Origin of the sequence: Rossellomorea sp. KS-H15a, assembly GCF_024195245.1 — a bacterium.
GTDB lineage: Bacteria > Bacillota > Bacilli > Bacillales > Bacillaceae_B > Rossellomorea > Rossellomorea vietnamensis.
Genome location: NZ_CP096886.1, coordinates 1,916,372 through 1,938,213, shown reverse-complemented (window position 1 = coordinate 1,938,213; position 21,842 = coordinate 1,916,372). Strand labels below are relative to the sequence as shown.

The window sequence follows — 21,842 nt, the reverse complement described above, 5'->3', positions numbered from 1 at the left end:
GCGTTTGAAGAGAAAGATATGAACCGTCTTGTTTCAATCTCTTCTAAAAGGGAAAAGGAGAATACATACTGATTGGAGAAATATAGTATTATAGAAATAGAAGAACGAGGTGAACATAATGAATAAAAAATCTCTTGCCTACGGATTACTAATCGGTGGAGTGGTCGGAGGAGTCGCGTCCCTTTTGACATCCCCTTCATCAGGTAAAGAAATCCGTGCACAAATCAAAGACAAGAAAGACGATTGGACAGTGGTCATCGAGGAAATGAAAGGCCACATCGGTGAATTGAAAGAGTCAATCGGCACCCTGTCACAGGAAGGAAAGGAAACGGTCCTTCAGCTTTCCAAGGATCTTCAAGCTTCCTTCAAGCAGTGGCAGGCTTCAACCGAGCCGAACAACCAGCGCCTTCAAGAAGAAATCCAATCCATCCAGCGAACCATCGAAGAGCTGGAAAAATCGATCAACTCAGCCAACACAACGAATCCATAACCCTATCCCCGTTATGCCCTTCAGCCCAATTATGGGTTAGAGCTTGCGGGGATTCTCTTTTATTTAAAAATAAAAATTATTTCCACCCCGATTTCTTTCAGAATAGTGTTTTCCTATTGAAGTCCCGTCATTACAGGGTTCAAACACTCTAATATTTCTATTATGAATCCGGTAAACCAACCAGAAATTATATACTTCGAAAAATTTTGTCAATTTAGCCTTTATTAATTATTACTTTATTGGCATAATAAAATATAAGCGCTTTCTTTTTTGATGATCGTTGTAGTAGTGAATCCTTTGGAACTGCTTACAACGCAACCATTTCAAGAACAGCTTATAGTAAAAAAAGATTTTCTAGCAAAGTGGGTGAATGAGATGAAGGAAAGAGAATTTACTTTGAAAGAGGCAATGCTCTTCAGTCAAAGGATGGCTCAGCTTAGTAAAGCTTTGTGGAAGGCCATAGAAAAGGACTGGCAGCAATGGATCAAGCCATACGACTTAAATATCAATGAACATCATATTCTCTGGATTGCGTATCATTTAAAGGGTGCTTCCATTTCGGACGTGGCCAAATTCGGTGTTATGCATGTTTCAACGGCATTTAACTTTTCGAAGAAATTAGAGGAACGTGAACTTCTTGAGTTTTCCAAACGGGAGAATGATAAGCGGAATACGTATATTCAACTGACGGCCAAAGGGGAGAATATCCTTCTCGATCTAATGAAGAACTATCAGCCGGAAAGTCATTCCATCTTCCAGGGAGTGTCTCCATTACGGGAATTATATGGGAAGTTCCCTGAAATGATCGAAATGATGACCGTCGTACGTAATATTTATGGGAATGATTTTATGGAAATATTTGAAAAATCATTTCACAATATTGAAAATGATTTTTCTGATGATAATGGAAAGCTCGGTGAACTATTTGAAGATGAGGAAGAACTGGCCTGATCTACAAGCTCTTCTGTAATTGTTTCATCAAAGCTGGATAAATATTCTGGATAAGGCAGCTATCCACGACTTCATGCACCTTCAGCTTTGCATGAAGCTCATCTTCAAATTCTTTAAAAAGCGGAGTATTGTATACGAATCCTTCCGCTTTTTGTTTTTCAAGTTTCATGCTCAATCTATCACAAGTTTGAAAAAAATCCTTCACTTCCCTCTCTGACAATCCACTACGAATGATCAGACGATAAAAGGGATATCCGTTTTCAGGCATCATTTCAGCCATCAGCCTCTGATGGTATTCAAGTTTTTCTATTCGCTTCATTAGTTCGTGCATCTTTATCACCCACTATTTATCTCATACTCTTATTGTACAAAACTATCACATACCTGTCGCCCCAAACTCCCTTCAAAAAATAAGAAAAATCCTCTAAAATGTATTGATTTTTTCCGGTAATCGTAATAAAGTATGTAAAGCACTTAATTATCCACAATTCGTCTAATGGAGGCGATTTTTTTATGCATTGCTGGAAAACAATCAATCTGGAAAAACAATTTGGATTCTACCGAGTCTTTTTACTTTCATCCATCATCATGATGATGGTATTCTCATTAATATACGTTCCAATCAACTTACTATTTCCGAGTGCTTTTTACGACAAACATTTCCTGGGATTCTTCGTGGGACTGATCAGTATCTATCCGTTGCATAAATTTTTTCACATCGTGCCCATTTTGCCTTTCGTGAGAAAAATAAAATGCAAATGCAACAGAAAAATGTATTTTTTGCCGATACTTTCATTGCGGGTGGATCAGCCGATCTCAAAATACCGTTATTTGGTCGCCCTTGTGGCCCCATTCTTTGTACTAAACAGTATTTTATTATACGGGTGCTTCCATTTCCCACATTATTCGCATTACTTTACTATGCTCCTTGCATTTCATTCAGGGATCTGTGCCATTGATTTCATTTACGCGAAACAGTTGATGGACTCACCAAAGAATGCATTGATCGAAGAAAATGAAGATGGATACGAAATATTGATTTATCAGTAAGGATGATGGATGGCCATTGAAGCATACACTCGATGGAAGAAATCATCCTTCTCATATTTTCGGGATGATTCACTGCTTTCGTTCACCCATTCTTCATACCGGAAGGGCATATATATGAAAAAAGCTTCATTTACATGAATTAAGGCAACACTCTTGCTACCAATTAGGGAAATAATTTGGTAATGTATAGTCTATAGGAGATAACGGGGAGGGGTTTGGATGATCTCCATGTTTTTAGTATTTGCTGTCTTCATCTTATTTTATATAAATAAAATGACCAACGCATTATGTTTACAAAAAGAAATACCTGAAGAACGCCAACCTAAGGTATTTAGGACCATCAATATCCTTATCACCATACTGCTGGTTTCTTCTTACATAGAGATACTATTTACATAGAACATGAAGTGTAAAAAAAAGCAGATCCGGAAAACCGGATCTGCTTTTTTATCTATTTAATTAGCAAACGTATGCTGCACCAATGATGATTAACAAAATGAATAAAACTACGATTAACGCGAAACCTCCGCCGTACCCGCCGCAAGCACCTGACATATGCGCTTCCTCCTTTCATGTATGAAAAGCATAAACATATGAATATGAAGCAAAAGGGGCCAGCCTTTCTTAAGGTATTGCCCCCTCTTACAGTCTTTATCCGGTGAACCTAAACCCTGAGGCTAAATTATAGCCATGCTGCACCTACAATGATTAACAGGATGAACAGTACTACGATTAACGCGAAACCTCCGCCGTATGCGTGACCCATAACTTTCCACCTCCTTTGAAGCGCTACTTTATCTTATTCAAGTTAGCTGCCATATGTTTTAGGCTAATGTCATAATTTTAATTTTTTTAGTAAATATATGCGGCACCAACGATGATTAATAAGATGAACAGCACTACGATTAACGCGAATCCGGAATTGTATCCACAGCTCATATTTATTACCTCCTTTTCTCTCTTCGCTCTTATCATATGAAAGTACCTAGGAAATGGGTGTGTAAAATGCCCATTTTTCTGAAGATTAGTTTGGAAAATATTTTTTTAAATGGAAGAAGTGTGTTATAGTATGTTTTGTAGATTTTGACAAGCCATCAAACGAATTTATTGTAGGAGTTGGTCACCATGAAAAAATGGATCATTTCAGTATCACTGGCTGCGGGAGTCGTAGGACTTGCAGGGTGCAGCGGTGACGAAGCTGAAGGAAACAGTGACGTTGTTGCAACAACAAAAGCCGGAGATGTAACAAAAGATGAACTTTACAAATCAATGAAGCAAAAATTCACTCCACAAATGGAACAGGCCCTTCAGGAACTGGTATATACGAAAGTCCTTGAAGACAAGTATGACGTGTCAAAAGAGGAAGTTGATCAAAAGCTGAATGAAGCGAAAGATCAGTTGGGACCTCAATTCGATATGTTCTTACAACAATATAATTTGGACGAAAAGTCGTTCAAACAATATCTGAAGCTACAATTGCTTCAAGAAAAAGCTGCGATTTCCGATGTGAAAGTAACAGATAAAGAAGTCAAAGACTACTACGAGAAATGGAAGCCTGAAATTAAAGTCCGCCACATCCTTGTAGAAGATGAAAAAACAGCCAAAGAAGTGAAGCAAAAATTGGCTGATGGAGCGAAATTCGAAGATCTTGCCAAGGAGTACTCCACAGATCCCGGTTCTGCTGAAAACGGCGGAAGCTTAGGATGGGTAGACTACGCTGGTCGTCAAAACTTTGTCCCTGAATTCTCAAAGGCACTGGATACCCTTGAAAAAGGCAAAGTAAGTGAACCTATCAAAACAGAATATGGTTATCACATCATCGAAGTGACTGATAAAAAAGAAAAGAAATCCTTTGACGAAATGAAAAAGGAAATCGAAAAAGAATTAAAGCTTTCCAAAGTGGATCCTCAGAAAATCCAGGAAGCGATGAAAGCTGAAATCGAAAAAGCTGATCTGAACATCAAAGATAAAGATTTGAAAAAATCATTCGATCAAGTACTGAATCCTCCTGCAGCTCCTGAGGGTGGAGAAACACCAGCACCTGAAGGCGAAGCTCCGGCAACGGAAAAAAAGGAATAACCAAAAAGGACTGACGGCTACCTTAAGCCATCAGTCCTTTTTTATCATTTGATCAAGACGTCAGTTGACGCTTCTTCTCTTTTTCCTCTTCCATTCGATGAATATACACTTCTCCTTCTTTCTCAATCCATTCATCTTCCAGCGTCTTTTCTTCCTTCGCCGATTTGATCGTCATAAAGGCACTCCCGAAAATTCCAGCTACAACAAGGTACATCCAAATAGGCAGGGTCATTTGCTTCATCTCCTTATAGGTTTGTCCTCTTTTATTTACACTATATGTGGGAGGGGAAGAAAACATGACAACATGATAAAAAAAGAATCCGGTCCATGGACCGGATTCTTTTTTTTATTTATGAAAGGTTGGTTTATAGAATGAACGGTTGTCGAGTGCGAATACTCTCTCCGTATACTCACCCGGCTTCACCCGCTGTAGGGCCCGATCAAGCATATTCATCTTTGCGTCGACATTATCGATGTAGTGAAGGATCTCTGCTTCCCGGATGAGTGGCGGCTTAGGGCTTCCCCACTCGGCTTTCCCGTGATGACTCAACACGAGATGTTGAAGAATCATGACCTCTTCGCCTTCGATTCCCAGTTCATCCGCTGCTTTCCCGATTTCATTCACCATGATTGAAATGTGCCCGATCAAATTCCCTTCAATCGTGTACGTTGTCGAGGTAGGACCCGACAGCTCGATGACTTTCCCTAAATCGTGAAGGATCACCCCTGCATAGAGAAGGTCCGAATCCAGGGAAGGATACAGTCCGGCAATGGCTTTCGAAAGATCCAGCATCGAGACCACATGATAGGCAAGGCCGGATACGAATTCGTGATGATTCTTCGTAGCTGCCGGATATTCAAGGAAAGGCTTTTGATATTTCTTGATCAGATGCCTTGTGATGCGCTGGATATTCGGGTTTCTCATTTCAAAGATATACTGTGTAATCTTGCTCGTCATCTCATCTATGCTCACCGGCGCCGTTTCCAGGAAATCTGAAATGGCATAGCCATCCGCCGGGGAAGCGGGTCTGATCTGCTTGATCTTCAGCTGATTCTTCCCGCGGTAACTGTGTATGTCCCCGACGACCCTAACGATCGTTTCAGGCTGGTAGGCCTTCTCATCCTGCTCAGAAGCATCCCAGAGCTTCGCTTCCATATCTCCGCTCTTATCCTGCAGGATCAGCGTGAGAAACGGCTTTCCTGTATTTGTGGTACCCTTTGTCATTTGCTTGATTAATAATGGCAAGTCAATCGTCTCACCTACGCTGAAATGTGTAATACCTGACATCTGTTCTCCTCCGTTCACTATAAAAGTAGTTTCAGTATATCATATTTTTGTACTCAGGAAGTCTGGATCGACTCCTTCCTCTTTAACACAATCATCTCTTCATCCGTGAACGATTGTTTGATATGGGGGTGACAGGTAAAAAATAACACTTGATGGTCCCTTGCCACTTTCCTTAAGAGCGAAAGAAATGCCTTTGTTCTGGTCAGGTCAAAGTTAACTACCCCATCATCAATCAAAACAGGCAATGGATATTTATCACCGATCGATTGAATGAGGGCAAAGCGGATTGAAATAAATAGCTGCTCTTTCGTCCCTTGACTGAGTTCGATTGCATCAAAGATGGTCCCATCCATCCTCTCCACTTTGATCATTTCATCATCCAGTAAGAAAATGCGCTGATAATGCCCTTCCGTCAGTTCCCTGAAGTTTTCTTCTGCAAGCTCTATGACTTTCGGCATTTTGGTTTTTTGATATAGCTCCATTGTTTTTCTTAACGAAACCCATGCCAATGTATACGTAGACCATTCAAAGGCAAGCTCCCCCAGCTCGGCTTTTTTGCTTTGGAATTCTTGAAGGATGGCGGAATGGCTCTTGCCTTCTTCTAACGTTTTAATTTCATACGAAAGGGAGGCGAGTTCTTTTTGCAGAGCGGACAGCTCTTTTGATAACTCTTCGATGGATTGCAAGACCCGGGTCGATTCCCTTCTGCTTTCTTCCAACGAATTAAACTCAAGGAACGTATCAAGGGTTTTTTGGGTCAATCTCGTTTTCATACCCTTGTATTGAGACCAAAGTTTGCTTCGTTCCTGAACCTTCATAGCCTTCTCCCTGAATTCCATTTCCTCGGAGCAACCAGCTACAAGGATAAGCTCTTGTATTTCATGTCGGATTTTTTCAATTTCTATGGAATGTTTTTCGATATCCATAGATAAAGGTTCTAACTCTGCAACAATATTTTCGACTACCAGCCGCCGTTTCTCCAGATCCTGCAGCATCCCTTTTAACTGAAGCAGCGCTTCGTCCACTGTCGTGAACAGGAGTGCATGGCGTTGAAACCAACCCCGGCATTCTTCAGTGAATTCTTTCACCTTCTTTTCTGAATAAGCCTCTTCAGCGGATAAATGGCTATATGTTTCATATGAATAGACGATTTCTTTCATCTTGGCAAATGCATCACGCAGCCACTTCCAATGAAAATCGGAAGGTAAGGATAATTCCCCTTTCAGGCTTTCCATCCTTTCTTCTCCCCTGATGATCGCTTTCTCAAGCTCTTCCTTTTTCTCATGAAGCTTCTGTACCTTCAGCTCCTGTTCTTCTAACGACAAGACCCGCTGCTTCCATTCGTTGCGAAATTCCATTTGTTCCAAAAGGCTTTGTTCTGCTGTATCCAGGGTCCCGGTTTTCTCCGGTTGAATGTCTTTGGCTCGCTCCTTGAGCTTTTCAAGGGTGTCGTTTTCTGTCCTTACATTCTTCCTCGATTGAAAGATGGTTCCACCGATAGCCATCAGAACAAGCAAGCTCATACCTGCCATGACCCAATTGCCGGAAAACATTCCCCATAAACCGAATCCCATTGCAATCAGCAATGCTCCACCACTGAACAGCATCTGATTCGAATAGGAAGCTTTTTTTCGGCTATAGTTTTCCTCTGCCTCCTTTACTTGCAGATTCATCCATTCCATCTGCTCCCTCGTAGAATTCTTGCCGGTTAGAGCCTTGACCTTTCGTTGTAACTCTTGATATTCATCCTCTTCCATTAATCGTTGTTCTAAGTTTTCGCATTTTCTTTCAATGATTTGAAGTTCTTCCATTTCCTCTTCTTTAAGCCGATCCAGGCTTTCCCGTTCGTGAAGGAGTTTGGTCTGATGATCCAAAGCCTGCTGGATGTTTTCAGACATCATCAGGCTTGTATTTAATGACGGGATATTTTCCATTTCAATCTGCAGCCCTAATTCCCGGATGGTGTCACTGATTTTACTTTGGATCATTCTTAATTCTCTGCTTCGCTCCCCGCTCTCTTCTTTCCACTTCAAGTAAGGGGATTGACGGGACAATAGTTCCTCCATAAACGGAATATCTTCTCTTAATGAAAGGTCCAGATCGTTCGATTCCAACTTTTCCTGTAGATTCTTTTGTTTGCTTTTCAGGGTCTCAAGATAGGCTGATGTTTGTCTTTCTTCGATCTTCAACTCGTTCATTCGCTCTAATCCGTCTGGAGGGAATTCGAGGTCTTTCAGCTGGGAGAGGCGCTTTTCCACATCATTGAATTGGACAAGGGTATCCCAATTTTCATTTACGGAAATAAGATGTTCTCTCTTATCAGAGAGAAGCTCCTTTTTCTTCTCCAAGTCCGATATTTCCGCCTCCAGGGATCTGCGTCTCGCTATGAGCGGCAGGTACTGATCATTCTTCTCTTTCCCTTCCTTCACTCGTTTTTCAAGGTCCTTTAGTTGAGAAAGCACTACATTGATCTTCGGTTTCCTACCTGATTTCTTAAACAGCTGTTCCCTTTCTTTCTGCCAGTCCTGGGAAAGCTTCAAAAGAAGGTCCGTCCCTGTAGATCCCGCTGTGAATAAATATCGGTTAAGTTCCTCTTTTTTTAGTCGCTGGATGTTCTGAAGGCCTTCCAGGTTGAATGAGTAGATGTTTTGGTAGGTGGACCGGTCCATTTTGCCCAACAATTGTTGGAGGGTTTCTTCTCCTTCCACTCTCCCATCTTCAAATTGGACGGTTACGTCTCCCGCTGCCTTCCCTTTGACCCGCTCAATGCTCACCATTCCCTGATCTTCCACGTGACAAAGGATTTTCCCACCATACTCGGTCGATGATTTTGGAATGTATCTCAACAAAGATTGCTGTTTCGTCGGAAAACCGAATAGGATGCTATGAATGAATGACATGATCGTGGATTTACCCGCTTCATTTTCTCCATAGAATAATTGAAGGTCGCTAAGTGTATAATGCTTGTTGTCAAGCTTTCCATATCCGTATATATGAAGTTCCATCAGCTTCAATTTCTTTCACCCCCACTTTTCAGTAAGTGCTTTGTTTCTTCTATTAAATCGTTCTTCCCTTCGTCCTCCAACGGTGCAAGAAATCGGTAGATCGACGGATGTTCATACAGCTCTGCCAAGACTTCCTTCCACTCTTCCCCTTCCAGGCTTTCAAGGGTTGAAAGCATATCCTGAAGAAAGGGATCCCGTTCCTTTATCGCTGTGCTGGCGGGAGACCGGCGTATGGAGTGAATCCATTTCAATTCCCCATGGCTTTCTATATCCGATTGCAGAGCCTCCAGGAGATCGCCATTGTCAATCTTTCTCATCATATCTTCTGGGAGCGAATCTTCATCCGTTAGGACGATTTCAATCAAGCTGTCTTCATGTATGGTTTCCACTGCCTGTTGGATGCGCTGAAACACCTCACCAAACCTCCCTATACCATGCAGGGATACATCGCATGTTTCCCACAGCAAATCATGGGTGGGAATGAACGACAGCTCTGTCTGATACTCATCAAGTAAGACTTCATAGCATCCTTTTGCACCGGTCTCCTTTCGGTGCCTGCCCTGGATATTCCCGGAATAGACGATATAAGGCTCTTCATGCAGTATCCGGCGTTGATGAATATGCCCGAGTGCCCAGTAATGATAATTCTTCTCCAATAATTCATTTAGCGTAAAAGGGGCATACGTTTCATGAGATGAATTCATGCTCCCTTCACTTCCATGCAGGATCCCGATCGTATAACGCCCTGCGCCTCCTTTAGGATATTCCCCGATCCTTCTTTCCCGGATATGCCTTGTTCCATAGCTGAACCCCACGATATCAACAAGGGTACCATTCCTGGTGGTAAGCTGTTTCACTTCGGTTTCCTCGTGAAAAATATGTATATTATCCGGCATATCCAGTTCTAATCTACGGCTGCCGAGATGATCATGATTTCCGTGGACGACGTATACAGGGATATCATGTGAATGTAGGATTTGAAATTGTTTCACTAGTTTAGCCTGGGCACGGATGCTTCGGTCATCTTCATCAAATAAATCCCCACTGAGAATCATAAAGTCTACTTCTCTTGCAATCGCTTCTTTCACCACTTTTTCGAATGAAGCAAAGGTACTATTATGTATTCGTTCAAATAATTCTGTCGGTAAATGCTTCAGCCCTGTAAATGGACTGTCCAAATGTAAGTCTGCTACATGAAAAAACCGTATGTTCTCCATGAAGTCCCCTCCTTCAACACTACGAATATACGTTCTGCTATTCATTCATTATATCCCAAAACCGGGGAAGATTTCAGTATGTATTCACATTTTATCCGTTTCATATAAAAAAGCTGCCACTTTAAAGGTGACAGCCTTCCACTTATTTCTTTGATGTTAAATCGATTGCTTTCTTTATATCTTTATATGAATTGGACTTACCGTATAGCAGCACCCCTCCACGATAGACACGTGCACCGAATACCCCCAGCAATGCGATGGAAACAATCAGCACGAGTATCCCGATGACCGGCTCATACACCGGCAGGTTCAGCATCCCGACACGAAGGAACATGACCATCGGAGTGAAGAAGGGAATGTATGAAGTTACGGTTACAAAGCCCGATTCAGGACTACCAAGGCCAAACATGGAGATGAAGAATCCGATCATGATGAGAAAGGTCATCGGCATGATCATCTGCTGGACATCTTCAATCCTACTCACAAGGGATCCAAGCAGGGCTGCAAGGGTTGCATACAGGAAATATCCCAGCAGAAAGAAGATGATCGCATAAATGATGACACTGAGTGATAGGGATTCAAATCCGAACCCTTCAAAGAATCCCCCTACCAGTTCATCCTTCTTGCGGATCAGGGTAAAATAACCTACACCAAGGATAACCGCTAATTGAGTCAAACCAACGAGACCGATTCCAATGATTTTGGCAAACATTTGTTTGACCGGTGACACACTTGATATGAGGATTTCCATGACCCTGGAGCTTTTCTCTGTGGCGACCTCCATCGCCGTCATATTGGCATAGGCAATCACAGAGAAATAGATAAAGAATAATAAGACGTAGACAATTCCCCTTGCCTGACTCAGTTCTTCTTCAGACTTGGCCCCTTCAAGGAGTGCCTCCTTCTCGAAATCAACCGGGGCACTTAATAAGGCCAGCTCCTCGCCGGACAGATCCAACTTACCCGCAGCAAGGGAGGATTTCACATTTTGCAGGGCTGCCTGCAATTCTCCGGCCACGGCAGACTCCGATAACGAGTTTGATTTATACAGGGCCTGTGGCAGTCCATCACTGCTTTCACTTAAGACCAGTAAACCTTTATATTCTTCCGACTCTATTTTTTTCTCGATTTCCTTTGTTGACTCCGAGGCAGGCTTTAATTGAATCTCACTATTCATTGTCTCCAGCTGCTCTAGGAGGGGCTCATATAGTTTGCCCGTTTGATCCTGAACCGCTACCTTGCTCCCTTCATCATCCGTGAAACTCGAGATGACGCTGTCGAAATTGGCCAGCAGGACAAGGGCAGCGGCAATGATGATCGTGGATATGATAAAAGACTTGGCTTTCAATTTTGACATATAGGAATGACCGAGGATCAAGAAGAAATTATTCATAAGAAGTTCCCACCTTTTCTATAAATATATCGTTCAGTGAAGGTTCCTCAAGCTCGAATTTTCGCAGGAAGCCCTTTTGGACGACATCATGAAATACTCCTTGGGCAGCGGCCTCGGATTCCACCTGGAGCAGGACTCCTTCCGTCGTTTCTTTAAGCTTTGTCACTCCCTGCATGTCCTTAAGGTAGGTAAGGTCGAAATCCGCATGTATCACGACATTCTTCTTTCCAAAGGAACGTTTGATTTCCTTCAGTCCGCCATGTACCACGGGACGCCCTTTATGCATGATACACAAGCTTTCACAGAGCTCCTCCACATGCTCCATCCGATGACTTGAAAACACGATGGTCGTTCCATTCTTCTTGATTTCCCTGACGGCGTCCTTCAACAGCTCCACATTCACGGGATCAAGACCGCTGAATGGTTCATCAAGGATCAATAGTTTCGGTTTATGAATGACCGATGCGATAAATTGAATTTTTTGCTGATTCCCTTTGGAGAGTTCCTCCACTTTTTTATTGAGATATTGAGGAACGTTGAATCGCTCCAGCCAATAATCCAACTCTTTCAGGATCGTCTTCTTTTCCATTCCCCGGAGGCGTGCCAAATAGACGATTTGATCACTCACCTTCATTTTCGGATAAAGTCCCCTTTCTTCCGGGAGATATCCGATTTCCGGACTGGTGGAATAATCAATCCCCTTGCCGTCCCACGTGATCCTGCCTTCTGTTGCATCCAACAATCCCAACACCATTCGGAAGGTCGTCGTCTTTCCGGCTCCATTCGCCCCAAGGAACCCGAACATTTCACTTGGGGGAATTTCAAGTGACAGCTCATCTACCGCCGTGAAATCCCCAAACCTTTTGGTCACCTGTTGTAATTTCAAACTCATCTTTTGTTTCCCCTCCTGTTGCCCTTTAATAAAAATCCGGCATTCACTTATCTCTCTAGTACTCTACGATTCTATCCATAAAAGGTTTCATTTTCCATTCTTTTTTTGTTATCAAACTATTTAGACTTCACAAAAAAATGATAGTATGAAAAAATAAAGAAGAACATCATTTCAAGTACAAAGGGGTATTACATAATGAAAGTATATAAACTGACGGTATTCGAGAAAGACGGCAAAAAAATCCTGGATGAATCATTCGAAGCTTCCTCTGACAGCGAAGCGAAGAAAATGGGAGAAACCATGCTTGAGGAAAAAGGCTATGCTGAACATACGCATCGCTGTACGTCCCCACTTGGGAAACTCTTGCTGTTTCATGTGTAGAATGACCTCTTGCATTACAGACTTCAATGGCTGTAATGCATTTTTTATGCAACGACAAAAAAGAACCAGCCTTTAAGACTGATTCCCGTTTTCCATTATTCACCCTTGAATTCAGGTCTTCTCTTCTCCACGAATGCGCGGATGCCTTCCTGGTGATCGGAGGTCTGGCGCATGAGCCACTGACCATCCTTCTCAAGATCAAGTGCCTGCTGCAATCTTTCTTTGTTCAACTCCACATATACTTCTTTCGTTTTCAGCATTGCTTTCGTCGGCGCACTTAATACCTGTTTGGTATAGCGTGCGATGCCTTCCTCCAATTTCCCTGAAGGTATGGCTTCATCGACGAGCCCTTTCATTAGGGCTTCCTGTCCTTCAAATACTTTCCCATTCCAGATCAACCGTTTTGCCTTGTGCGCCCCCAGGCGTTCCTGCAGAAGGAAATGACTTCCTCCATCCGGGATCAAAGCGATGCCGATAAAGTTCATGGCGAGCTTACTATCTTCTTCACAAAGGATATAATCAGAAGCCAGAGCCAGGCTCAACCCAAGCCCCGCCGCAGCCCCGTGAATGCCTGTCAGGACCACTTTCGGCATGGAATATAAGGTCATCACCAGTTCACTGATCGTATCCATGATCTGTGAAAACTGCTCCTCCCCACTTAATGAAAGCATGGACTTAATATCTCCCCCGGAGGAAAATCCCTTCCCCTCCCCTGTCAGGATCAATAATGAAATCGTTGGATCACTTTTCACTTCCTTCAAAGCAGCCAGCAATTCTTCCATAAGCCGGGCATCCAATGCGTTCAGGGACTGCGGCCGGTTCAAATGAACCCTCGCCACTTTCCCATCTTTATGTAGTTTTACTGTTTCGTATTGATTTGACACTGTCAAAAAAATCCCTCCCCTTTCTATTAGCATAGCGCAGAATGATTATTTAGAAAAGTATAATAATTCAAAACAGAGATCGACATAGTGCCGATCTCCCGTCTCAATTAGATTTGTTTCATCTGGTCCTGAACCTGGTCCCTTAGAGCCCTCTTTAAGAATTTTCCAACAGAGGTTTTCGGGATTTCATCCAGGAACAGTATCTCATCCGGCAGCCACCATTTCGCAAACTGAGGCTTCAGGAATTCCATGATTTCTTCTTTGGTCACACTGTTCTTCCCGGATTCCTTTAAAACGACACAGGCAATCGGACGTTCCTGCCACTCCTCATGGGGCACTGCCACCACAGCAGCTTCAAAGATATGCTCATGGGCCATGAGGGCATTTTCAAGATCGACGGAAGAAATCCATTCCCCACCGGATTTGATCAGATCCTTCGTGCGGTCAACGATCTTGATATAACCCTCTTCATCAATGGTGACGACATCCCCCGTATACAGCCAGCCATCCCTGAAGGCATCCTCGGTACGTTCATCTTCATAATACTCAGAAGCGATCCAGGGACCCCTTAAGGCAAGCTCACCCATTTCAGTACCATCCCATGCCACTTCCCCGTCTTTTCCGACGATCTTCATATCTAATCCAGGTACGAGGATCCCCTGCTTCGCTTTCAAGTCGAGCTTCTCTTCGGCAGAGAGATCGTCATGATAGCTTTTCGATGCTGCAATCACAGCGAGTGGGCTGGTTTCAGTCATGCCATAAGCATGCATGAACGGGATGCCGAACTTCTCCTCAAATGACCGGATCATCCCTTTAGGAGCTGCCGATCCCCCACACAGAACGGAACGAAGACTTGAGAGATCATACTCATTTTTCTCCAATTCATTGAGTAATCCAAGCCAAATCGTCGGTACCCCTGCGGAAATGGTGACTTTTTCATCCTGCATGAGCCCGGCAAGCAGTCCAGGCGTGAAATATGGTCCCGGCAGAACCTGCTTACTACCGAACCAAACCGACGCAAATGGGAGTCCCCAGGCGTTCACATGGAACATCGGCACCACCGGCAGGGCAACGTCCCTTTCACTTACGCCTGTTGTATCAGCCAGCCCGAGTGCCATTGCATGGAGCACGATGCCCCGATGGGAATAGATGACTCCTTTGGGATTTCCGGTCGTGGCCGACGTGTAACACATTCCAGCAGGGGCATTTTCATCAATGTCGTTGCGGAATTGAAACGATGGATCCCCCTCTTCCAACAAACTTTCATAATGATACACAGGCTCGAGGGTCGTCTCGGGTAACTCTCCGTCGGTCATGACGATGAAGGCTTTAACCGTAGGGATCTGGTCCTTCACCTTTTCAATGAGCGGGACGATGTCCGGGTCGATGAGCAATACTTGATCCTTGGCATGATTGATGATGTAAACGATATGTTGTGGCGATAAGCGGATATTGATTGTATGTAATACGGCTCCGCTGCAAGGAATCGCAAAGTACGCTTCCAGATGACGATGATGATTCCAAGCGAGTGTACCGACTTTGTCTCCTTCTTCAACACCGAGTTTCGACAGGGAGCTTGCCAGCCTCCGCGTTCTCTCACCCCACTGTTTGTATGTGAAGCGGTTGATACCCGACTCTGTCCGGGATACGATTTCTTTCTTAGGAAAATACTTTTCGGCTCGTTCAATCATTTGTGTCAATAGCAGAGGTGTTTGCATCATATTCGATCTCTCCCCTCAAAATAGTAAGCGTTTACAAAAAATGTCTGATTTTCTATGTCTATCTTACTAATTCTCCTTTCATGATGATATCTCCTCTAAGCCGGGTTGAAATATTCCTGTAATGAGCAAGGAAACGGAAGCCATAATAAAAAATTCTTTAGACAAAGATTGATGTTTTCTTAAATAAGGGACTGCCAAAGCTCTGTCTATGAGTGAGGGCGATAGATGGTGATGGGAACGGCTTCGCTTTCCGGCGGACGAACAGCCAAGCCTCCTCGCATTCGCTGCGGGGTCTTGTCTCGTCCGTTTTTCCGCAGGAGTCTACGCCGTTCCCCTCACCTTCTAAAAGAGATACCGTGACAGAGCTTACAGGTTAAAAAATCTATAAATTTGGATCATACTATTAGCTGCAATTGGTCACTGCACACGATACAAAACGATGTTTTCTCGATGTGTATCCTAGTAGGCTAGACCTCCATACCCCGAAAGTTGATTGGAGCGGAAGGTGCTCGACTCCGACGGGAATAGCGGGAAAGTCTGAAAGGCGGAGGTGGCTTGCTCAGCCCCGACAAGCATAAGATGAATGGGCTAAGAAGGCGTTCTTTTGCCTTCTTGGACCATTTAGCTTATGCCCTCGAGGGGCTAGCCACCGTAGCTGGATCTTGAGACCCCTCAGGGCAAAGCCCGAGGAGGCTCAACTCACGCCCCGCGGAAAGCGAGCACCTGCAGCGGAAATCAACCACCACTCGCTACCTTAAGTAGCAACAAGCTTTACAAATAGAGCCTAATAAAAAACACGCCACTCATGATGAAGTGACGTGTTTCCGTTTATGAAAATAAATCATTCAAGATCTTGATTTTCTTTTCTGTGTACTCTTTGAAACCAAGGTTATAGGCATTCGGTTCTTTTGGATTGGCGAAGTGCGTGATCTTTCCGGTTTTCGGATCGATGAATTTGCTTGCCGCCCCGCAGCCGATTCCAATGATGGTCTGGACTTCTTCCATGATCATGATGTTATAGATGCTGTCCTGCTCTGGAAGGGCGTATCCCACATTTTCCAGGTTGCCGAGAATGTTCTTCTGACGGTATAAGTAGTAAGGCTCATAACCATGCTCCTTCGTCCACTCTTCCGCAAGATTCATCATCTTCTCAATTTCAAGACGGTCCGCCACTTTATACTTGTCCTTATTCTTTGTCATTTCGGACGCCCGCTTAAAGGACAGGGTGTGAACCGTCAAGGATTCAGGCATAAGCTTCTCTGTTTCGTCCAAGGAATGCTGCAGCTCCGGAAGCTCCTCCCCTGGAAGACCAATGATGAGGTCCATATTGATGTTATTCATTCCCATACCACGGGATAAATGAAATTTGTCAATTGTTTCCTCCACCGTGTGATGTCGCCCGATCGCTTTTAAGGTTTCCTGGGTGTACGATTGAGGATTGATGGAAATCCGGTCGATGTTCCATTTATTGAGCACTTCGAGTTTATCTTCGGATATCGTATCCGGTCTCCCTGCCTCCACCGTTACCTCCCTTACCTTGTCCACATCCGGGAAGGAGCGGTACATCTCTTCATAAAGAGCATCCATTTCTTCAGCTGTGATGGACGTAGGGGTACCCCCGCCATAATAGATGGTCGTAATCTTGATATTGTTTTCTTTCATCCAACGTCCCATTTCCTGGATTTCGTAATGAAGTCCCGCCAGGAAGGAATCTACCCTCCCCTGTTTACCGAGAATCGCATAGGCAGGGAATGTGCAATAAGCACACTTGGTTGGACAAAACGGAATGCCGATATAAATGCTCACTTCCTGCTGAAGGTCATAGAGATCAGGCACGACGGATAATTGACGATCAACGATGTTTTGCATCAGCTGGATCTTTTCATCCGTGATCAGGTACTCTTTTTTTAATTTCTCATGAATCTCTTCCTTGGGCATCCCAAGCTGCATCTGTTTATGAATCAGCTTCGTGGGACGGATTCCCGTCAAGATGCCCCATTTTTGCCTGATCCCCGTCAAATCTTGAAGAACATTTAAGTACACATGGGAAACAGCCGTTTTCAGCTGTTTGAACCGCTCTTTCTCATTTTCATAAGGTACCCAGTCGTGCACATAACGTGCAGTGTATGATTGTCCTTTGAAGTTCGTTAATACAGCTTCCGCCTCTATCTTGTCATCTGAAGAAAGTTCTATATGGACTTGAAGATCGGCCTCATCACAATCACCGAAGTGAATGGCAGACTCTTCAAAGAATAAATTCGCTATCAATCGCAGGGGACGTTCAAAACGCTCATCCTCGATTCCTTTTATCAAAACATTCACGTTCTAATCACCTTTCATATAACTAATAAGCTGTTATAAGTGTACAGAAAGGGGTGGGAATGGTCAATGGTCCGAACCCTCCCAATAGAAGAACACCCCGTATTCCTGTTGGAATGACGGGGTGTTCCTTGAGTCACGATTTTATGATGTTCATTTTTTTCAGGAATGGGATGGGATGTTGTTTACGGAATAACTCAGTGACAAAGTACGGAATCCCTTTTTCAACCTGACTGCGTGTGATCCAGTCCGCCGCTTCCCGCACTTGACGTGGTGCATCTCCCATGGCAACACCGAGACCCGAACATTCCATGGAATCAATGTCATCGATGCCGGATCCAACCATCACGATTTGATGCTTCTTCACTCCGAGACGCTCAGATAGATACATCAATCCCCTGAGCTTTGAAACACCCCTGGGAACGATATCCAGTTTATAGTCTGACGTCGGAATTGCGTCCACTTCCTCATACATTCCTTTTAACGAAGCGACAACGTCCCATACGTCTTCCCTGTGTTCCATCACAACCGAAATCTTCGGTACTGCCATCGGATTCTCCAACAGGTGATCACTCACCCGGTCCACAAACTGTTTGCTGTAAAGTAATTTCGATTCTCTTTGCCATGAGACCTTTGCCATCTCACGTGCCCCGGTACTGGTTTTGCCTACGATGGATCGCTTTTCATGGGACAAGTGTACCTGGCATGAAAAGCCTTCAAGGAATTGAGAGATTTCATACGTAATATCTTCCGCAATTTTTTTCACATACAGCGGTTTTTCAAGCTCGCCTGCGATATAGGCGCCGCTGTGTGTAACAATCGGGCTTTCAAGCTTCAGGGCTTTGGCTACTTTCTTAGCAGAAGCAAAACTCCGGCTTGTAACCAATGTGACCGGAACCCCTTTATCTTGAACGTACTCAATTGCTTCCTTCGTTTCCTTCGCAATTTTTCCGTTTTCATTTACAATCGTGCCATCAATATTCAAAGCCAGCATTCGATAGATCATCATTGGTGTCCCCCCTATATGTTGTCTACTCCCTTTCTCTACTTTTATGAAGGATGGGAGACAAATATGCCAAGGGGGTGGAATGCCCAACAAAAAAAGACCGGCTCCCATCAGGAAGTCGGTCCCTCTTCAACACGATTATTTTTGCATTGAACCATAAAGTTCTTCAAGCGGCTTCATGATGACTTTGTTTAAGTCATTGATCACCATGCTCATGCGTTGCTCAGCTTCCATAAGCTTTGCAATCTTTTCATGTTGCTGAACAAGTTGAGCTGTTTTTTGAGCCTGCTCCACTTCTTCCTGAGAAATTTCTTCACCGCTCATTTGTTTTTGTTGAAGTGTCATTTGAATGTTTCTGAAGTTTTCAAACATCTTGTTGGCAGATTCGTCATTGTTTACTTCATCATACATTTTCTTCAGTTGCAGGAATTCATCGCTCTGACGCAATGCGCTTTCCAGTTCGTTCGCTTGATCGTATAAGTTAATAGCCAAAATACGTACCTCCTAAAATTTCAGTCTCCCTCACTATAACAAACAATGGGGTTGATTTCTAGGCAGGACCCTTATCAGGATATGAAAAGGGCGATCAATCCCTGAATGATCCCGATCACACCGCCGAGCAAAGCACCGAGATACGTGATCATTTTGAATTCCCGCCTCGAAATGCCGAGGACAAGTTCCTCGAGCCTGCCGACAGAGAAGGATTCAACCTGCTCCTGGACGATATGCTGAAGGTGCATCTTCTCCATGAGGTTCGGAATCTTCCTGGATAAGAGGTCCGTCCCTCTATCCACCCATTTCGGAAGCTGTATGTCGAAGAAGGTTTGCTTGTGCGGTTCGAGCCAAGACCTGAGCGGTTTGGAGAGGTGACCGTCGATGTTGACGAGTTTGACAAGTGACGATTGGACAGTCTGGATGAGGTCCTCTTCCGGCAATCTGTCGATGAACTCTTCCAGTTTCATTTGTTTCAGCTTCGACCACTCTTGGGTCAACAGGTTAAAGAGGATTTCCTGTGTCCCTTCATGCTTAATGAACTTGACGATTTCCGGTTGCACTTTATCTGCAACCGAGGTGTTGCCCAGGAACATGCCCAACATGTTTCCTAGCATGCCGCGTTCTTTGAGGAAATCATCAATCATGATCTTCACTTTCATTTTTCCTTCCGGGCTTGTGAAATACGCTTCCGCCCTATTTGCAATGAAGTCGACAAGCTTCGGTATACTTTCTGAAACCTTTTCCTGCCACCTCTCAGGAAGTGCCTCTTCCAGTTTCATAGATGTATAGGACATCTTCGTATCTTTGATCTTTCCTGCGACCCAGTCCTCAAGCCATTCATTAAGTCGATCGGAGGAAACGGGGATTTGGAGGGTGTCCAGCCACTCATTCACCGTTTTGTCGGATGTGAAGACCGGCTGCAATTCTTCGGATAGCCAAAGGGTCACATCCTTTTGGAAGTCTTCATTCATCACTTTTTTCTGAAGGCTTTCAGGGGTGATTAAGTGGTCCACCACCATCTTCCCGAGTTGCTCTGCCAATTCTCCCCTGCGTTTTGGGATCAGTCCCGGTGTAAATGGGACTTTGAATTTTCCGATATAGTATGCCCGATAAGGCCTGAATAACATTTTTATTGCAAGTGAATTGGTGACTCCCCCAATAAGGGCCCCAACGATTACCATGAATAATACCAGGATGAAAGCATCTAGCATGAGTGCACCTTCCTTTTCTACTTCTCTCGTTTGAACATTTTGCCTATGTTTACATAGAATGCTATATCAACATTAGCCCAATAAATTATTATAAAGTCAATCTAACGGGTTATGCAAATGGGGAATGCCGGATGAAGATAAAATGTTCATTTGTTTCTCATCAACACACGAAGGACCATCATCATTTATATATCCCAGACAAATGGATGGACCGCTTCCCTTTTCAACGACATATGACGTTGAAATGCGGCAGCTCCCTTCTTGACGTGACATGCATGGGAACAAAAACAGATTCTTTACAGATTATGTTGGATACATCCGATTCATTATTCGCAGCCATCCCGATATTGGAAAATATATGGATTTCCATCGATGCCGGGATGATCCATATGGGACCGGTTGCGGCTCTCTTACTCAATCAACCTACGCTCGCAACCATCCATTCCCATTCTTTAAAGGAATATTTTACAGAGTGTCAGGAATGGTTTCAACGAAAAGGTGGATTTTTCTATCTGCTTCCCCTTTCCTCCTTCGCCGGGAATAAAAGGGAAGGTGTTTATTATAACGGAAATGATTGGGAAACCGGTCTTCTACCTGATCCCCATGTCCTATACAATCGATGTCACTCACGAAAAATAGAGCGGTCCCCTTCCTTTCAAAGTGCTCTTGGCCGCACTCTGGACCGGGGCATCCAGGTTTTCAATTCCGGCTTTTTGTCCAAGGATGAGGTATACAATGCATTAAAAGACAGCCCCGTCCTTTCTCCACACCTGCCCGAAACCGTAAAGGGAATTGATTCCCTGGAGAAAATGCTTACCCTGTATCAAGATGTTTTCGTGAAAGGGATAAATGGGAGCAAGGGACGCTACATCATGCGTATCCAAAAAAGAGACGATGGATATCATATGCAGCAGAATTCATTTTCGACTGAGAATCCCCTCACCTTCCCCACCTACCCTGCTTTGTACAAACAGCTTAAGGCATGGTGCAATCGTTCTTATCTGGTTCAGGAAACGATTCCCTTTCTAACGTTCGAAGGACAGCCTTTGGATTTTCGCTTCCTCTGTCATCAGAATCGGAATAAAGACTGGGAGCTGGTCTCATCGGTTGCTAGAATTGCTTCACAGGATCAATTCGTGGCAAATGTCGACCAGGGCGGACGGATCGAAAAACCTCTTTCGGTCTTGCAAACGATCTTTTCTCCCAGGGAGAGCCTGGCTATCATGAAAGGGATGAAAGAATTATGTATACACGCTTCAACGCTTCTTGCCGATAGCATGGAAGGACATTTCGCAGAACTCGGAATCGATATCGGCATTGATCAGTCGGGAAAACCATGGCTGATCGAAATCAATTCCAAGCCTTCTAAACGGACCTACTTAGAAAACGACTGGATTCGTCCTTCAGTTAAAGCACTTTATGAATATAGTTTGGCCATCTGGACAAATAAGGAGGAATAA

General features: G+C 43.9%; 23 protein-coding genes. 7 read left to right on the top strand and 16 right to left on the bottom strand.

Annotated elements, in window-relative coordinates; all coding sequences use genetic code 11:
* Positions 1-118 precede the first annotated feature (118 nt).
* Positions 119-490: a YtxH domain-containing protein gene (locus tag M1J35_RS09995; protein WP_034763307.1), complete on the top strand. Its 372-nt coding sequence runs from the start codon at positions 119-121 to the stop codon at positions 488-490.
* A 375-nt stretch (positions 491-865) separates the two neighbouring features.
* Positions 866-1,441 carry an HTH-type transcriptional regulator Hpr gene (locus M1J35_RS09990; RefSeq protein ID WP_034763913.1) on the top strand — a complete coding sequence of 192 codons (576 nt, stop codon included), beginning with the start codon at positions 866-868 and terminating at the stop codon, positions 1,439-1,441.
* Between the two features lies 1 nt (position 1,442).
* On the opposite strand, the gene M1J35_RS09985 is transcribed toward M1J35_RS09990, so the two are convergent.
* Positions 1,443-1,760: a DUF1878 family protein gene (locus M1J35_RS09985; RefSeq protein ID WP_254653544.1), complete on the bottom strand. Its 318-nt coding sequence runs from the start codon at positions 1,758-1,760 to the stop codon at positions 1,443-1,445.
* 194 nt (positions 1,761-1,954) lie between these two features.
* Here M1J35_RS09985 and M1J35_RS09980 point away from each other — a divergent pair, with 194 nt between their 5' ends.
* Together M1J35_RS09980 and M1J35_RS09975 are read left to right on the top strand one after the other, a co-directional pair.
* Positions 1,955-2,491, top strand: coding sequence for a DUF3267 domain-containing protein (locus M1J35_RS09980; RefSeq protein WP_034763304.1), 537 nt, complete (start codon positions 1,955-1,957; stop codon positions 2,489-2,491).
* A gap of 219 nt (positions 2,492-2,710) precedes the next feature.
* On the top strand, positions 2,711-2,890 hold the full coding sequence (locus tag M1J35_RS09975) for a hypothetical protein (protein ID WP_034763303.1): 180 nt from the start codon (positions 2,711-2,713) through the stop codon (positions 2,888-2,890).
* Between the two features lie 60 nt (positions 2,891-2,950).
* On the opposite strand, the gene M1J35_RS09970 is transcribed toward M1J35_RS09975, so the two are convergent.
* From M1J35_RS09970 to M1J35_RS09960, 3 genes are all read right to left on the bottom strand, one after another.
* A complete protein-coding gene (locus M1J35_RS09970; RefSeq protein WP_079534381.1) occupies positions 2,951-3,046 on the bottom strand; it encodes a YjcZ family sporulation protein in 96 nt (31 codons plus the stop codon).
* A 127-nt stretch (positions 3,047-3,173) separates the two neighbouring features.
* A complete protein-coding gene (locus M1J35_RS09965; RefSeq protein WP_060670486.1) occupies positions 3,174-3,257 on the bottom strand; it encodes a YjcZ family sporulation protein in 84 nt (27 codons plus the stop codon).
* A gap of 86 nt (positions 3,258-3,343) precedes the next feature.
* Positions 3,344-3,430, bottom strand: a complete 87-nt coding sequence (locus M1J35_RS09960) for a YjcZ family sporulation protein (protein ID WP_034763301.1) — start codon at positions 3,428-3,430, stop codon at positions 3,344-3,346.
* 186 nt (positions 3,431-3,616) lie between these two features.
* On the opposite strand from M1J35_RS09960, the gene M1J35_RS09955 reads away from it, so the two are divergent.
* A complete protein-coding gene (locus M1J35_RS09955; RefSeq protein ID WP_254653543.1) occupies positions 3,617-4,570 on the top strand; it encodes a peptidylprolyl isomerase in 954 nt (317 codons plus the stop codon).
* Positions 4,571-4,622: 52 nt separating this feature from the next.
* On the opposite strand, the gene M1J35_RS09950 is transcribed toward M1J35_RS09955, so the two are convergent.
* The 6 genes from M1J35_RS09950 to M1J35_RS09925 form a co-directional block, all read right to left on the bottom strand.
* A complete protein-coding gene (locus tag M1J35_RS09950) occupies positions 4,623-4,802 on the bottom strand; it encodes a sporulation YhaL family protein (protein ID WP_034763298.1) in 180 nt (59 codons plus the stop codon).
* 114 nt (positions 4,803-4,916) lie between these two features.
* A complete protein-coding gene (gene yhaM / locus M1J35_RS09945) occupies positions 4,917-5,858 on the bottom strand; it encodes a 3'-5' exoribonuclease YhaM (RefSeq protein WP_034763296.1) in 942 nt (313 codons plus the stop codon).
* Positions 5,859-5,911: 53 nt separating this feature from the next.
* On the bottom strand, positions 5,912-8,863 hold the full coding sequence (locus tag M1J35_RS09940) for an ATP-binding protein (protein WP_254653731.1): 2,952 nt from the start codon (positions 8,861-8,863) through the stop codon (positions 5,912-5,914).
* A 5-nt stretch (positions 8,864-8,868) separates the two neighbouring features.
* A complete protein-coding gene (locus tag M1J35_RS09935) occupies positions 8,869-10,080 on the bottom strand; it encodes a metallophosphoesterase family protein (protein WP_061811351.1) in 1,212 nt (403 codons plus the stop codon).
* Between the two features lie 142 nt (positions 10,081-10,222).
* Positions 10,223-11,473, bottom strand: coding sequence for an ABC transporter permease (locus M1J35_RS09930; protein WP_061811352.1), 1,251 nt, complete (start codon positions 11,471-11,473; stop codon positions 10,223-10,225).
* Positions 11,466-12,365: an ABC transporter ATP-binding protein gene (locus M1J35_RS09925; RefSeq protein WP_079534389.1), complete on the bottom strand. Its 900-nt coding sequence runs from the start codon at positions 12,363-12,365 to the stop codon at positions 11,466-11,468. The genes M1J35_RS09930 and M1J35_RS09925 overlap by 8 nt, the downstream gene beginning before the upstream one ends.
* A 195-nt stretch (positions 12,366-12,560) precedes the next feature.
* Between M1J35_RS09925 and M1J35_RS09920 the strand changes: the two genes are divergently transcribed.
* Complete coding sequence (locus tag M1J35_RS09920) at positions 12,561-12,746, top strand: YhzD family protein (protein WP_034763288.1); 186 nt, start codon at positions 12,561-12,563, stop codon at positions 12,744-12,746.
* 95 nt (positions 12,747-12,841) lie between these two features.
* Here the strand turns inward: M1J35_RS09920 and M1J35_RS09915 are convergent, their stop codons facing one another.
* The 6 genes from M1J35_RS09915 to M1J35_RS09890 form a co-directional block, all read right to left on the bottom strand.
* Positions 12,842-13,636 carry an enoyl-CoA hydratase gene (locus M1J35_RS09915; RefSeq protein ID WP_061811354.1) on the bottom strand — a complete coding sequence of 265 codons (795 nt, stop codon included), beginning with the start codon at positions 13,634-13,636 and terminating at the stop codon, positions 12,842-12,844.
* 101 nt (positions 13,637-13,737) lie between these two features.
* The gene (locus M1J35_RS09910; RefSeq protein ID WP_254653542.1) at positions 13,738-15,351 is read right to left on the bottom strand and encodes a long-chain fatty acid--CoA ligase; all 1,614 of its coding nucleotides are present in this window, start codon (positions 15,349-15,351) and stop codon (positions 13,738-13,740) included.
* 828 nt (positions 15,352-16,179) lie between these two features.
* A complete protein-coding gene (locus M1J35_RS09905) occupies positions 16,180-17,673 on the bottom strand; it encodes a coproporphyrinogen III oxidase (protein ID WP_061811537.1) in 1,494 nt (497 codons plus the stop codon).
* A 133-nt stretch (positions 17,674-17,806) separates the two neighbouring features.
* Positions 17,807-18,679 carry a Cof-type HAD-IIB family hydrolase gene (locus M1J35_RS09900; protein WP_347815205.1) on the bottom strand — a complete coding sequence of 291 codons (873 nt, stop codon included), beginning with the start codon at positions 18,677-18,679 and terminating at the stop codon, positions 17,807-17,809.
* Positions 18,680-18,814: 135 nt separating this feature from the next.
* Positions 18,815-19,168 carry a YlbF/YmcA family competence regulator gene (locus M1J35_RS09895; RefSeq protein ID WP_034763247.1) on the bottom strand — a complete coding sequence of 118 codons (354 nt, stop codon included), beginning with the start codon at positions 19,166-19,168 and terminating at the stop codon, positions 18,815-18,817.
* A gap of 74 nt (positions 19,169-19,242) precedes the next feature.
* Positions 19,243-20,382 (bottom strand): DUF445 domain-containing protein, encoded by a 1,140-nt coding sequence (locus tag M1J35_RS09890; RefSeq protein WP_254653541.1) that lies wholly within the window; start codon positions 20,380-20,382, stop codon positions 19,243-19,245.
* A gap of 131 nt (positions 20,383-20,513) precedes the next feature.
* On the opposite strand from M1J35_RS09890, the gene M1J35_RS09885 reads away from it, so the two are divergent.
* The gene (locus M1J35_RS09885; protein WP_254653540.1) at positions 20,514-21,842 is read left to right on the top strand and encodes a YheC/YheD family endospore coat-associated protein; all 1,329 of its coding nucleotides are present in this window, start codon (positions 20,514-20,516) and stop codon (positions 21,840-21,842) included.

What these genes read in the sequence shown, in the direction of transcription:
- M1J35_RS09985 (WP_254653544.1), bottom strand. Translation starts at nt 1,760, where the DNA reads ATGAAGCGAATAGAAAAACTTGAATACCATCAGAGGCTGATGGCTGAA.
- yhaM (WP_034763296.1), bottom strand. Translation starts at nt 5,858, where the DNA reads ATGTCAGGTATTACACATTTCAGCGTAGGTGAGACGATTGACTTGCCA.
- M1J35_RS09920 (WP_034763288.1), top strand. Translation starts at nt 12,561, where the DNA reads ATGAAAGTATATAAACTGACGGTATTCGAGAAAGACGGCAAAAAAATC.
- M1J35_RS09910 (WP_254653542.1), bottom strand. Translation starts at nt 15,351, where the DNA reads ATGATGCAAACACCTCTGCTATTGACACAAATGATTGAACGAGCCGAA.
- M1J35_RS09930 (WP_061811352.1), bottom strand. Translation starts at nt 11,473, where the DNA reads ATGAATAATTTCTTCTTGATCCTCGGTCATTCCTATATGTCAAAATTG.
- M1J35_RS09995 (WP_034763307.1), top strand. Translation starts at nt 119, where the DNA reads ATGAATAAAAAATCTCTTGCCTACGGATTACTAATCGGTGGAGTGGTC.
- M1J35_RS09940 (WP_254653731.1), bottom strand. Translation starts at nt 8,863, where the DNA reads ATGGAACTTCATATATACGGATATGGAAAGCTTGACAACAAGCATTAT.
- M1J35_RS09955 (WP_254653543.1), top strand. Translation starts at nt 3,617, where the DNA reads ATGAAAAAATGGATCATTTCAGTATCACTGGCTGCGGGAGTCGTAGGA.
- M1J35_RS09980 (WP_034763304.1), top strand. Translation starts at nt 1,955, where the DNA reads ATGCATTGCTGGAAAACAATCAATCTGGAAAAACAATTTGGATTCTAC.
- M1J35_RS09960 (WP_034763301.1), bottom strand. Translation starts at nt 3,430, where the DNA reads ATGAGCTGTGGATACAATTCCGGATTCGCGTTAATCGTAGTGCTGTTC.
- M1J35_RS09885 (WP_254653540.1), top strand. Translation starts at nt 20,514, where the DNA reads ATGAAGATAAAATGTTCATTTGTTTCTCATCAACACACGAAGGACCAT.
- M1J35_RS09900 (WP_347815205.1), bottom strand. Translation starts at nt 18,679, where the DNA reads ATGATGATCTATCGAATGCTGGCTTTGAATATTGATGGCACGATTGTA.
- M1J35_RS09935 (WP_061811351.1), bottom strand. Translation starts at nt 10,080, where the DNA reads ATGGAGAACATACGGTTTTTTCATGTAGCAGACTTACATTTGGACAGT.
- M1J35_RS09965 (WP_060670486.1), bottom strand. Translation starts at nt 3,257, where the DNA reads ATGGGTCACGCATACGGCGGAGGTTTCGCGTTAATCGTAGTACTGTTC.
- M1J35_RS09950 (WP_034763298.1), bottom strand. Translation starts at nt 4,802, where the DNA reads ATGACCCTGCCTATTTGGATGTACCTTGTTGTAGCTGGAATTTTCGGG.
- M1J35_RS09970 (WP_079534381.1), bottom strand. Translation starts at nt 3,046, where the DNA reads ATGTCAGGTGCTTGCGGCGGGTACGGCGGAGGTTTCGCGTTAATCGTA.
- M1J35_RS09925 (WP_079534389.1), bottom strand. Translation starts at nt 12,365, where the DNA reads ATGAGTTTGAAATTACAACAGGTGACCAAAAGGTTTGGGGATTTCACG.
- M1J35_RS09890 (WP_254653541.1), bottom strand. Translation starts at nt 20,382, where the DNA reads ATGCTAGATGCTTTCATCCTGGTATTATTCATGGTAATCGTTGGGGCC.
- M1J35_RS09975 (WP_034763303.1), top strand. Translation starts at nt 2,711, where the DNA reads ATGATCTCCATGTTTTTAGTATTTGCTGTCTTCATCTTATTTTATATA.
- M1J35_RS09990 (WP_034763913.1), top strand. Translation starts at nt 866, where the DNA reads ATGAAGGAAAGAGAATTTACTTTGAAAGAGGCAATGCTCTTCAGTCAA.